Annotated in this window: 12 protein-coding genes; 5 read left to right on the top strand and 7 right to left on the bottom strand. The window is 39.2% G+C overall.

Going from position 1 to position 12,901, the window contains the following annotated elements; translation table 11 throughout:
- Nucleotides 1-93 precede the first annotated feature (93 nt).
- The 4 genes from SJ2017_RS11835 to SJ2017_RS11820 form a co-directional block, all read right to left on the bottom strand.
- Nucleotides 94-543: an acyl-CoA thioesterase gene (locus tag SJ2017_RS11835; protein WP_080915893.1), complete on the bottom strand. Its 450-nt coding sequence runs from the start codon at nt 541-543 to the stop codon at nt 94-96.
- A 143-nt stretch (nt 544-686) separates the two neighbouring features.
- On the bottom strand, nt 687-1,265 hold the full coding sequence (locus tag SJ2017_RS11830) for a SixA phosphatase family protein (RefSeq protein ID WP_080915892.1): 579 nt from the start codon (nt 1,263-1,265) through the stop codon (nt 687-689).
- Nucleotides 1,266-1,290: 25 nt separating this feature from the next.
- The gene (locus tag SJ2017_RS11825) at nt 1,291-2,007 is read right to left on the bottom strand and encodes an SIMPL domain-containing protein (RefSeq protein ID WP_420876285.1); all 717 of its coding nucleotides are present in this window, start codon (nt 2,005-2,007) and stop codon (nt 1,291-1,293) included.
- A gap of 310 nt (nt 2,008-2,317) precedes the next feature.
- Nucleotides 2,318-3,397 (bottom strand): TonB family protein, encoded by a 1,080-nt coding sequence (locus SJ2017_RS11820; RefSeq protein WP_080915890.1) that lies wholly within the window; start codon nt 3,395-3,397, stop codon nt 2,318-2,320.
- A gap of 207 nt (nt 3,398-3,604) precedes the next feature.
- Here SJ2017_RS11820 and SJ2017_RS11815 point away from each other — a divergent pair, with 207 nt between their 5' ends.
- Nucleotides 3,605-4,858, top strand: coding sequence for an HD-GYP domain-containing protein (locus SJ2017_RS11815; protein WP_080915889.1), 1,254 nt, complete (start codon nt 3,605-3,607; stop codon nt 4,856-4,858).
- 160 nt (nt 4,859-5,018) lie between these two features.
- Here the strand turns inward: SJ2017_RS11815 and SJ2017_RS11810 are convergent, their stop codons facing one another.
- Both SJ2017_RS11810 and ppsR read right to left on the bottom strand, forming a co-directional pair.
- Entirely contained in the window at nt 5,019-6,083 is a 1,065-nt protein-coding gene (locus SJ2017_RS11810) for a 3-deoxy-7-phosphoheptulonate synthase (RefSeq protein WP_080915888.1), read from the bottom strand.
- 213 nt (nt 6,084-6,296) lie between these two features.
- Complete coding sequence (gene ppsR / locus SJ2017_RS11805; RefSeq protein ID WP_055023251.1) at nt 6,297-7,109, bottom strand: posphoenolpyruvate synthetase regulatory kinase/phosphorylase PpsR; 813 nt, start codon at nt 7,107-7,109, stop codon at nt 6,297-6,299.
- Between the two features lie 124 nt (nt 7,110-7,233).
- On the opposite strand from ppsR, the gene ppsA reads away from it, so the two are divergent.
- The 4 genes from ppsA (at nt 7,234) to SJ2017_RS11785 (ending at nt 11,847) form a co-directional block, all read left to right on the top strand.
- Nucleotides 7,234-9,603, top strand: a complete 2,370-nt coding sequence (gene ppsA, locus SJ2017_RS11800; protein ID WP_055023250.1) for a phosphoenolpyruvate synthase — start codon at nt 7,234-7,236, stop codon at nt 9,601-9,603.
- Between the two features lie 184 nt (nt 9,604-9,787).
- Entirely contained in the window at nt 9,788-10,603 is an 816-nt protein-coding gene (locus SJ2017_RS11795) for a regulatory protein RecX (RefSeq protein WP_080915887.1), read from the top strand.
- A gap of 168 nt (nt 10,604-10,771) precedes the next feature.
- The gene (locus SJ2017_RS11790; protein ID WP_065107928.1) at nt 10,772-11,062 is read left to right on the top strand and encodes a putative quinol monooxygenase; all 291 of its coding nucleotides are present in this window, start codon (nt 10,772-10,774) and stop codon (nt 11,060-11,062) included.
- A gap of 44 nt (nt 11,063-11,106) precedes the next feature.
- Entirely contained in the window at nt 11,107-11,847 is a 741-nt protein-coding gene (locus tag SJ2017_RS11785) for a sulfite exporter TauE/SafE family protein (RefSeq protein ID WP_080915886.1), read from the top strand.
- A 41-nt stretch (nt 11,848-11,888) separates the two neighbouring features.
- Here SJ2017_RS11785 and SJ2017_RS11780 read toward each other — a convergent pair whose 3' ends face one another.
- Entirely contained in the window at nt 11,889-12,815 is a 927-nt protein-coding gene (locus tag SJ2017_RS11780) for a LysR family transcriptional regulator (RefSeq protein ID WP_080915885.1), read from the bottom strand.
- Nucleotides 12,816-12,901: the final 86 nt, after the last annotated feature.

The following is a 12,901-nucleotide window of genomic DNA, read 5'->3' as shown; positions in this document are numbered from 1 at the left end:
AGCTAATTGATTAGTCGAAATTATAAACAGTGTAAGCAATCATTGGGAAAAATGAATACATTCGCCAATGATTGCTATGGGATAATGAAATGACTAAGCAGGGTGTTGGACTGGCAAAACTGGAATTGGGTGACGTTCATTATCGACTGCCACGAATGTGAATACACCTCTAATAGCGTGCTCTCGAAGATCTTGATACATATCCTCAACGTAGATATTTACTTCCACTTTTAAAGATGTATTCCCAACATGAATGACTCGAGCTACGAGCTCAGCAAGGCTCCCAGCAGGAATGGCTTTTTTGAAGTCAATTCGGTCAGAACTCACCGTGACTAATGCTTTACGGCAAAATCGGGTAGCAGCAATAAACGCCGTTTCGTCCATCCATGCAAGGGCATCGCCACCAAAAAGCGTATTATGATGATTGGTATTTGAAGGGAAAATAGCTTTAATGACTTTGGCTTCAGATTGTTCGATTCTGGCTAAAATATCATCGGAGTACTGTGGTGTTTCTTCGTTTTGTTCTTTTTGGGTAAAGGGCATACAACTACCTAATTAATTGCTTAGTACATCTAGTTGGAGGCAGGATTATACGGATAAGTGATTTAAATAGGTAGGTTTGTTAACAATAACAATATTTAACGAGAGTGATGCAAAAAGTGAGTCATCTTGAGTCGCTTAAAGATTTAGTAGCGAAGAACTAATGTCGACACACTCGTTGAATGTGTGTTGTCTTGACTTTCAATAGTAAGAATATAAACACGATCATACTCTGTCGCTTCATCAATATCTTTACCTGATTCGCCTCCAAGTAAATCGACTAACGCAGGCGTGGTGTTACTGTGGCCGACGATTAAAATATGATTATCGTGTGATGATGTGAGTAATTGTGAAAACGAAGCAAGCTCTTTCGGATCGTAAGAAGTGATAGGTAATTTTTGACTATCAGCAGTTGGTTTTGCTGTGAGCTGAGTACGTTTGTAATTTGTGCTGTAAATTGCGGATAAAGAAACAGAGGATAGTAAATGGGCCAATTGATGGGCTCGTTGTTGACCAGCTTTTGATAACTGAGGGTCTTTACCTGATAATTTTTCAGCGTGTCTAACTAATATCAATGTTTTGGTTTTTGACTCATTTACCGTGGTTTCAGCTGCAATTAAACCGCTTGAAAATACCATTAATGTTAAAATGACCAATAAACCAAAGGTCATGAGTAAACCAGTTATATACCTTCGATTCAGTTCTTTTTTATAGTTATTATCCATTATCTGCCTTCCTTTTTTATTTTTATTAGTCAGCTAAGTAATATTCTATTGTTGATACAACTCGAACCCGTTTTATGTGAGGGTTATTTTTGTCTCTATTTGTAATACTGAACTGCCCTTGAGATGCACGTTTGATTTTTCCAAGTTGGCTTTGTGAGTCGGTCGCAAATTTTTCAGCAACTAAACGTGCATTGTTGGTTGATTGCTCAATCATTTGTGGTTTCACATCATTCAATCGAGTGAAAATGTACTCGATTTGCGCATCATAGTTATTCTGCGAAAATACAATCCCTTGTTTACCGAGCTGAGATATTTCTGGCATGACTTGTCGAACGGTGTCAATCTCTGAAGAGTACACTGTCATTGTTTGTAACGCGGTATAGCGAAACTCAACTGCTTGATTGCCACCATACTGCTGAGCAAGTTTGTCGGTAATCATGGGAGCCGATATTGTAATCTCGTCTGTTTTGATTGAGTGTGAAATTAAAAAATCATTGATAAGTTTGTTCTGCTTTTCAACTTCAACATATAAATCTTCGAGCTGATTACTGGCTGCGGTAAATTGTATCGGCCAAATGACGACATCTGCAGAATATTCGTTTTCTGCTAGACCTTTAACAGTGACACTCCTATCCAGTAGCTTGTATTCAATTATGGCTTGTTTTAGTAATACACCGAGCAGTGCCATACCGATGAATAATAAAAGGCCAAGAATGCTGGCACTGGTTTTAGATTGTGTCATCAAGTGGTTCTCCTTAGCAGTCGGTATTGGTTTAAAATGTAAAGTTACAGTGCAAATAAAGAGTGAATTAACCGAACTGCAACAATTATCTGTTTAAGACCTTAGCCGTAAGTTGACGTGCTCGTCAACTTTTTAACCTAGCGTCGTTGATAATTGACCTGTAAAAGAAGAGGTAGGGTGGAAAGGATCGGATACAATACTTTGTTATTCTGGTAATAAACAGTGGTTGGCTTAGCTAATTCTATTGATACAAAAAAACCTTGAGTAGCGTATCATCAAGGCTTTTAGAAACAGATATTTATCAGGGTTGTTAGCCTAAAGTGAAATCGAGCCTAACCCGTGTTTCAGCCTTAACGGGTTTGCCATCTTCAAACTTAGGGGCATAGCGCCATTGTTCAAGAACTTTAATGCTTTCATCTTCAAATGCTTTACCACCTGTTGAGTTGACTATTTCAGGTTCAGATACAAAGCCTTGCTCATTAACAGTAAAGCTTAGTACCACCATTCCCTCAACGCCACTTCTTGCTTTACTTATTGGGTAGTTTGGATTGACACGGTAAATTGGAGTTTGTTGTTGCTCTTGGCTCCAAGGTTTCATGCTACCTATGGCAAGGCAATGTTCGGTAGCTTGTTCAGCTTTATTTTTTTGACTATAAAGTGTTACTAATCTCGCATGGGCTGCTAGTTCATATGGGTGAGAATAATCCAACATTTGATATTGTTTGATTACTTCCAGTAATTCTATTTCTGCTTGGTCATATTTTTTATTAGCAAGATATACCGCTGAACTTTCAAATCTTGAGTTAACTAAAACAGTTGAGTCCATTGGCAGGAGTTCGCTGTATATTTCTTTCGCTTGCAGTATATATTTACGTACTTGCTTTTTATCATATTTCGTTTGTACAAGCTTGCTATAAGATGCTGAAAGGGTGTGAGCATATAATATTGGCTGTTCGCTATCTGAAGCAATTTTTCGAGCTTTAGAAAGTAAACCTTTAGCAAGTTTCAAATCCTTAGTTTTATCAGCATAGGTTAAGAGAGGATCAACCAATTGGACACTATCTTCGCCGTAATGTTTTTTATATTGCTCTAATGTTTGTTCATAATATGGTGCAGCGTCTTCATGTTGCTTATTATTGCTAAGCGCTATGGCTAAATTAAAACCTAGATTGGTCGAATCGATACTGGTTTCACCGTAGATATGTTGACCTAAGTCATAAGCTTGTTGGGCCGCGTGAGCAGCTTGTTGGGTATTCCCAGCTTTAAATGCGACATTATAAGCTTCGTAAGCTTGTTTGAATTCTTCCGGAGTTGCATTTACTTGTGAAGAAAGTAATAAGGTGCTTAAAAGTATGCTGGTAAAACTGACATTATTTGTACTACGACTCATTCCAATTCCTTTGAATATTACTCATCATTCCATGTTGTATTAGAGGATTGTAGCCTTTGCCTTATTTCATAACAATATAATTTACTCATCAAAGTAATTGATGTGCTGATGATAGATGCTGTCTGTTGCGTTATTGAAAAACTCGACAATAATTACTTGAAGGAAAGCGGGGTAATAGAAATACTCATGCTACTTCAGGGAAGAAATATGTCACTAGCAGATAACGTACTCATTGAAAAAACGGCTAAAGGGGATTCGCTTACATTTTGGCGCCGGGTTATCTTTTATCGTATTTTTACCTTGTTAGCTATTGCCTGTGTACCAGTCTATTTCACTAGTGTTTATCTTTGTATTCAAGCTGACTTACTTTCAATGGCTGTGTTCGATACCATAGTTTACGCTATTTTACTGTTCATCATTTACGATAAAAACCTCAGTGATAGGACTCGGTTTTCTATCGGCAGCTTATTAGCTTTTAGCATAGGTTTTGGTTTTTTAGTGGCGATAGGACCAAGTGGGGCAGGTTTTTTTTGGTTATTCATTTTTCCACCATTAACATGTATTTTGTTGGGAAAAAAAGCCAGTAACCTTGCACAGGTAATCAATGCTGTATCACTGGTCATTCTTGGTTTTGCATATCATTTTGATTTACATATATGGCCTAGTATTGATGGCTATAATTGGGTAATTTGGGCCGTTGTGGTTGTCAATTTTATTGTGACCAATGCCATTGTTACCATTTCAACCGCTTACTTGTTAGGTAAGTTATCAAGTTCACTAGAAAGCACTTCAACATCAAGGCGAGCAACCGTCATTGGGTTAGCTAAATTGGCAGAGTATAGAGACAATGAAACTGGCGCTCATTTACTGAGAATGCAACAGTATGCATCCATGTTAGCCAAACAACGTTATGTAGATCATGATGCACCAGAAGAGCTGACTAAAGCGTTTATTACTGAGATAGCCTTATCCTCGGTACTGCACGATATCGGTAAAGTTGGCATTGCCGATGCGATTTTATTAAAGCCAGGCAAGTTAACGGCTGATGAGTTTGAACATATTAAAGCGCATCCTGTCATTGGAGCCCAAGTGCTAGAAAGCATCACTCAATTTGCTCCTGAGTGTGGCTATATTAAAATGGGTCGTGATATTGCCGGTGGTCATCATGAAAAGTGGGATGGCAGTGGCTACCCAAAAGGTCTATCTGGGATTGAGATCCCTTTATCTGCAAGAATTGTAGCCTTAGTGGATGTTTACGATGCACTCACTTCACCACGCTGTTATAAAAAGCCTTTTACCCATCAACAAGCGGTTTCACTAATTTTAGAAGGTAAAGGTAAGCACTTTGATCCTAAACTCGTGGAGAGTTTTATGGCTATTCATACATTGTTTGAAAAGTTATCTCTACAATCTCTGGATGAAGATACAAGCCCGCTTAGTGTTACATTTCTGCCCAGCTAGTTAATCGGACTTCATAAAAGGCTCAGTTATTTGGCTTTAGAAACAAAAATACCAATCATATGATTGGTATTTTTAACTATAACTCATGTTATTGTTTAAGCCATTACTATTACTACCACATTGCAGTAAATAGTCTATTTAGCATTACCCAATATTATTGTTATTTTGCTAGTAGAGCACGGCGATCTTTCGATGCTTGCGCTAGGTTTCTAAGTAATTTTTCAGAATCTTCCCAGTGCAGACAGGCATCGGTGATGCTTTGGCCATAGGTTAATGGCTGGCCGTCAACGACTTTCTGATTACCTTCAACCATAAAACTCTCGGCCATAATACCGGCAACAGCAGTGCTACCGTTACGCATTTGTTCCATAATACTATCGGCAACGTTGAGCTGATTTTTATGTTTCTTTTCACTATTGCCATGGCTGAAATCAACAACGATACGCTGAGTTACATCCACTTTTTCAAGTTGCGCTCGAACTGATTCGATATCTTCGGCTGAGTAGTTCGGTTTTTTGCCACCACGTAAAATGATATGGCCGTATGGGTTCCCGTGGGTACGGTAAACAGCCATTGCTCCATCTTTATCTGGAGAATAAAAAATATGTGGCACTTGTGCTGCACGTACTGCATCAACCGCTATGTTGATATTGCCATCTGTCCCATTTTTAAATCCGACAGGGCATGATAATGCTGATGCCATTTCACGGTGAATTTGACTTTCAGTCGTGCGGGCACCGATCGCACCCCAAGTGATTAAATCAGCAATATATTGGCCATTGACCATGTCTAAGAATTCAGTTGCGATTGGCAATTTAAGTTCAGTGATTTGCTGTAATAAATGGCGAGCCATTCTTAAGCCTTTGTTAGGGCTAAAACTACCGTCTAGATCAGGATCTGAAATTAATCCTTTCCAACCAACAATAGTACGAGGTTTCTCAAAATAGACACGCATGACAATGCATAAGTCTTCTTTTAACTCGTGATGTAATTTCGCTAAACGTTGAGCGTAATCTAAAGCAGCTTCCGTATCGTGAATGGAGCAAGGGCCAATAATGACTAAAAGTCTTTGATCTTCGCCTGCTATGATGGCTTCGACGTCACGACGTTGCTCAACCAAATAGTCAGCAGCATCTTGGGTTAATGGGTATTCAGATGCGAGTTGCGCAGGTGAAATTACCTTACATAAAAGAGAGGTACGTAGTTCGTCAGTTTTAATTGTCATTCATTTTACCGAGCATGTTTGCGATGAATTAACATCATATTGCTCGGGATTATAACGAATTAGCAGGCGATAGACACGTTGAAATCGACGAAGTTATTGAACAAAAGTGGATAATTTGACCTAAGTTAGCTGAAAATGCTGTTAGTTCAGCATTTTCGCTAACATGAATAATACGTTAAATTAGATTTAAGGCATTAAATAGCATAATAAAACTTAAAACATGTGGCGTTTTAAGCCTGTGACATCAAGAATTTTTGCTGAAATTTCTTCAACTGAGTGGAAGGTGGTGTTCACAAACGGGATACGTTCTTTTTTATACAGCATTTCGACTTCTTTCACTTCGATTCGACACTGCCTTAAAGAAGAGTAGCGGCTATTTTCCATTCTGCCTTGACGGATCTCATGCAGGCGGTTGGGATCAATGGTTAAACCAAACAGTTTAGATTTATTACGCTTTAAGGCCTCGGGTAACTTTAAGTTATCCATATCATCTTCAGTAAATGGATAGTTAGCAGCTTTAATACCAAATTGCATCGATAAATATAAACTTGAAGGGGTTTTACCACAGCGTGAAACACCCAATAAAATGATGTCGGCTTTGTCCATATGCTTCATGGTTTGGCCATCATCGTTCTCCATTGTGTAATTTATCGCTTCTATCCGAGAGTCATAGCCCAAGTTACTTTTACCATGGGTACGGTTCATCACCGGCTGGGCTTCGATACCTAATTGTTTTTCTAACGGGCTAACGAAAGTGTTTAAAAAATCATAATCCAACCCTTCGCTGGAATAAATAATGTCCCGAATTTCTGGTTTAACGATTGAGTGGAAAAGTATTGGTCTTTCGCCTGTTGTAATAAAACAATCATTTATTTGTTGCTTAACCTTCTCTGCTTTTTGAATCGTTTCGACAAACGGAATTGTAAATGTCTCAAATTCCACAGGAAATTGTGAGAGTACGGCATGACCAAAGACTTCTGCTGTGATTGCTGTACCATCTGATATATAAAATACTTTTGGTGCCATTATGACCTCTTGTAGTAATAAAATTACAAATAAAATTATAGATTTACGTCACTTGTGTGGGAGTGTAGAATGCCGCTGCCCTCGTGTGAAGGGGCCATTGAAATAAACTTGTGGAGAGATAACTGTGCAGCAATACATACTCTGGTATCAAGAACTAGGCATGGGTGATGTAAACAAGGTTGGCGGTAAGAATGCGTCACTTGGTGAAATGATCAGTAACCTAGCAAACGCTGGTGTTCAAGTCCCTGGTGGATTTGCTACAACCTCTCATGCGTTTAATGAGTTTCTAGAGCAAAGTGGTGTTAACCAGAAAATTTTCGATATTCTAGCAACATTGGATGTTGATGACGTAAATGAATTAGCGAAAGTTGGTGCACAGATCAGACAATGGGTAATCGATACCCCATTTCAACCAGAACTAGAAGATGCGATTCGTGAAGCTTACGAGCAACTTTCTAGCGAGACCCAAGAAGCATCATTTGCAGTGCGTTCATCAGCAACAGCTGAAGATATGCCAGATGCTTCATTTGCTGGTCAACAAGAAACTTTCCTAAACGTTAAAGGCTTTGACGCTGTATTACTTGCGATTAAGCATGTATACGCTTCGCTATTTAACGACCGTGCAATTTCTTATCGTGTTCACCAAGGTTACGAGCATCAAGGTGTCGCATTATCTGCTGGCGTACAACGAATGGTACGTTCAGATAAAGCATCATCAGGTGTGATGTTTACTATGGACACTGAGTCAGGTAATAACGACGTAGTCTTTATCACTTCATCATTTGGTTTAGGTGAAATGGTTGTTCAAGGCGCGGTTAACCCTGATGAATTTTACGTGCACAAACCAATTTTAGCGCAAGGGCATCAAGCCGTTGTGCGCCGTAATATCGGCAGCAAGTTAATTCAGATGGTTTACTCTGATGATGCTTCACATGGCAAACAAGTTAAAATCGAAGATATCCCAGCTGAGCAACGTGGCGTATTCTCAATTAACGATGAAGAAGTCATGGAGCTGGCGAAACAAGCGGTTATCATTGAGCAGCATTACGGACGTCCAATGGACATCGAGTGGGCTAAAGATGGTAACGACGGCAAACTTTATATCGTTCAAGCACGCCCTGAAACAGTTCGCAGCCGTGAAGATGTACAGCTGATTGAGCGTTACCACCTTAAAACTAAAGGTGACGTAGTTTCTGAAGGTCGTGCAATCGGTCATAAAATCGGTACAGGCGTGGCTAAAGTGCTTGCTTCTATCGACGATATGGATCAAATCGAGCCTGGTGATGTATTAGTTACCGACATGACTGACCCAGATTGGGAACCAATCATGAAGCGTGCTAGTGCGATTGTTACTAACCGTGGTGGCCGTACTTGTCACGCAGCAATTATTGCGCGTGAACTAGGTGTTCCAGCTGTTGTAGGTTGTGGTGATGTGACAGACCATATCAAGAACGGTCAAACAGTGACGGTTTCTTGTGCTGAAGGTGACACTGGTTTCATTTACGATGGTAAGCAAGAATTTGAAGTTGTGACCAATCGTGTTGATTCATTACCTGAATTACCAATGAAGATCATGATGAACGTGGGTAACCCAGATCGCGCATTCGATTTTGCCCGTTTACCAAATGAAGGTGTTGGTCTAGCGCGTCTAGAATTCATCATCAACCGTATGATTGGTATTCATCCTAAAGCATTACTTGAATTCAACTCACAACCCGCTGAGCTTCAGCAAGAAATCAATGAGATGATTGCAGGTTATGAGTCTCCAGTTGAATACTATGTTGCTCGCTTAGTTGAAGGTATCGCAACGATTGGTAGTGCGTTCTATCCTAAGAAAGTTATCGTACGTATGTCAGACTTTAAGTCTAACGAATACGCTAACCTTGTTGGTGGTGACCGTTATGAGCCAGAAGAAGAAAACCCAATGTTGGGCTTCCGTGGTGCTAGCCGTTACATTTCAGAGTCATTCCGTGACTGTTTTGCACTAGAGTGTGAAGCAATTAAGCGTGTACGCAATGAAATGGGCCTTAAAAACGTTGAAATCATGATCCCATTCGTTCGTACAGTTGACGAAGCGGCGCAAGTGATTGAATTATTGAAAGAGCAAGGCCTAGAGCGTGGTAAAGACGGTTTACGCGTTATCATGATGTGTGAGTTACCTTCAAATGCATTGCTTGCAGACCAGTTCTTAGAGCACTTTGATGGCTTCTCAATTGGTTCAAATGACTTAACTCAGTTAACGTTAGGTCTAGACCGTGACTCTGGCATCATCAGTCATCTATTTGATGAGCGTAATGATGCTGTTAAAGCATTATTATCGTTAGCGATTAAAGCGGCTAAAGCGAAAGGTGCATATGTTGGTATTTGTGGGCAAGGCCCATCAGACCATGCCGACTTTGCTCAATGGTTAGTTGAACAAGGTATTGATACTGTATCACTTAACCCTGATACCGTAATCGACACTTGGTTATACCTAGCAGAAGATCATGCATAATCGATTGCTTGAAACGTCTTAATGACTTTACAAAAAGCCGCTTAATAGCGGCTTTTTTTGCCTTAAAAACAGTAATTAGCGCTAAATTTACAAATGACTTGAGTGCTCACTCGACAATCTATTCATCTGAATAACGTATATCTGCTAGACTCAGTAGGTTTTTGGTTATTAAAGAAATTCAACTATGAATCGGACTCCGTTAAAGCAAGCGAAAACAATTGATAATGTATTCAATAGTGCATATTGGCATCTTAGCCAACAAGATTTCACTATTGAAGAAATTCGTCAAAAGCTGCTGCGAAAAACAGACAAGATTGAATGGGTTGATAAAGTGTTGGCACACCTAATTGAAAGGGGTTACCTAAAAACAAATTTCGAGTTTGCTGTACGATTTTGTGAGCTTGCCTATAGTAACGAACAAGGTAATGGAGCGATTAAAGGTAGATTACAACAACGTGGAGTTGAACTAACCGATATTGAACGTGCAATTGAGCATGTTATGTTTGAGCAAAATATTGATCTTAATATTCTTGCTTCCGCTAGGTTGAGTAATAAGTATGATAACTTTTTAAGTACCACTAAAGAAAAAGTGTATAGCCAAATGACCACTAAAGGCTTTACGCGTGCGCAAATCGATTATGCTTTATCAATTCACCCACAAAAAGACACTTTACGCTCAAAGCTCTCTATTAAAGCTGAGAAAGCTGATTTAAAGATAGAAATCATGAAACTATATAACAAAGGCAAAGGTAAGAAAGTCATTTTACAAGAACTAACACAACGTTTAATTGATGTCAGTGACTTTGAGAACGTGGTTTATCAGTTAACCTTGTGTCAAGAGGTTGATTTTTATGAGAGCTGTCAAAAGCAACTTGCTAAAAAGAGATATGTTCTTAGTGATTACAACGAGAAATCTAAAGCTTATGTCTACTTAATGCGAAAGGGCTTTAATAGCGACGAAATTAAAGAAGCCTTCTCTGCAGCTGTCGACCCTGAATAAAAAACAGCTATTTGTGTTTAGCAAACATCTTTATTTGTGATGTTAGTTATCAATTAAAATTTTAAAATGTTTCAATCATTAGCGTGTTTTTGTTTTTTAAAAATAGCGATATTATGTATTCATCAACACGGTTCACAAAGATCCAAATACATTATTAAGGGCTAAATTATGAGTAAATTAACGATTGTTGCCAACATTATTGCAAAAGCAGACAAAGTCGAATTGGTTAAAGCAGAACTAGTAAAATTGATTGATGTAACTCGAGCTGAAGAAGGTTGTATTAATTATGACTTACATCAAGATAATGAAAATCCTGCTCATTTTTTATTTTATGAAAACTGGCAGTCACGTGAGTTATGGCAAACACATATGAACAATACACATTTAGCTGACTACATGGCTGCGACAGAAGGCGCTGTCGACTCGTTTGTATTGAACGAAATGACTCATATCGGTTAATTATTTAATAAAAGCCTTTTTGAACAAGGCTTTTTTGGCGTTTTATGATTTCAGATGTTAACTTTTATCTTGCCGCTATACCCGCAGTGTTTTTTTATGGCATGGGCAAAGGGGGCGTAGGAGGTATTTTGGGAATGCTGTCAGTACCGCTGATGGCATTAACTGTTTCGCCTATACAAGCCGCAGCAATACTATTACCTCTGTTATGCGTTATGGACTTGATTGCCCTTTATTACCATCGAAAAAATTGTAACTACCATGAGTTAAAGCAAATGCTGCCTTTTGCCATCATAGGTATTATTGTTGCTGCTTATTTTATGGGAAGTCTGCCTGCACATATCGTGGAGTTTATAATTGGTGGCTTAGCAATGGCTTTTCTAGCGCAAAAATTTCTATGTAAAAAAAGCCAGACTCCTTCAAAAGTTAATAATCACCTGTTAATGCTGACGTCAGGTTTTGCCAGCACGATTGCCCATGCTGGTGGTCCACCAGTGAGTATGGCGTTATTACCTAAAAATTTACCTAAAGCGCAATTAATTGGTACAAGTGTGGTGTTTTTTGCTCTGATTAACTTTATAAAGCTTATTCCATATACCTATATGGGGCAGTTTGATGCAGCAAACCTGAATACCTCATTATTGTTAGTGCCAATAGCTTTTTTAGGTGTAAGAACAGGTGTTTGGCTGGTTAATCGCATTTCACAGCAGTTGATTTATACCTTTAGTTATTGGGTATTATTTCTAGTTGGCATAAAAATGATCTATTCAGGAGTCACAGGTGGGTAAACTAAAAACAGAGGTTAGGGCACATCCGTGAACACTTGATATTAACCATTGGCAATTATGCCTTTATTTACCAGTTGAGTTTTCAGTCCTGCGACTTTATCCCTAAATAAATCACGTAATCGTCTCACTGTAGGGGTGATTGACTGGCGGCTTGGACAGATTAACCACAGCTCTGTCGGGGTAGCTTGATAATCTAATAACAGTGGCGTGACGCGTTCATTGAGTAAATCATCAGCCATATCTAAGCATGATTTTATCGCTATACCTTGCCCCGAAACACACCAACGTCGCACTAAATCGCCATCATTCGAACTTCGGTTACCGACAAGTTTAGTTTTAATCGTGTCCTGCTGTTGGGTAAACGTCCACTCATCTTGAACGACCTCACGCAGTTGATACAAAAGTGCATTGTGATTTTTTAACTCGTGCGGATGCTGCGGTTTACCTTGCTTTTTAAGGTATTCGGGAGCTGCGCATACGACACGTGGAATATCGCAGATTTTAAACCCATAAGTACTGGCATCAGTGGGTGAGCCATACCTTAGCGCCATATCAACTGAGTCACGATAAAAATCGATATTACTATCGCTGATATTGCTACGAACGCTAACGTCAGGATTAGAAATAAGGAATTCATCAATCCAAGGGATGACAACATTTCGACCTAGATCTGATGATAGTGCTATTCGGATTTCTCCTTGTAGTACATCAGAGTCATCTCGTACGTTTTGTTGGGCATTGTCGAGTAATTGAACGGCTTGTTGACAGTGTGGAAGGTAACGCTCTCCCGCTGGTGATAACCTCAGCTGTCGTGTGGTTCTTATGAATAGTTCAACCCCTAAATGTGTCTCGACGCGTTTGACTGCAGCACTGGCTGTCGCAACTCGCATATCAAGGCTGTTTGCAGCAGCAGTTATACTGCGAAACTCTGCTACTTTTAATATCACTTGTAAATCTTGAATCAGCATAATATCAACTTAATTTTGAAAATCTTTTACACATTATAGTGTTGTTAATGATGAAATATTGAGGCAATTGTAAAAGAAACCCGATA

This window comes from Shewanella japonica, assembly GCF_002075795.1.
In the GTDB taxonomy this organism is placed as follows: domain Bacteria; phylum Pseudomonadota; class Gammaproteobacteria; order Enterobacterales; family Shewanellaceae; genus Shewanella; species Shewanella japonica.
Note: the sequence above shows the minus strand (reverse complement) of the source record. Positions and strands in the feature narration are given on the sequence as shown.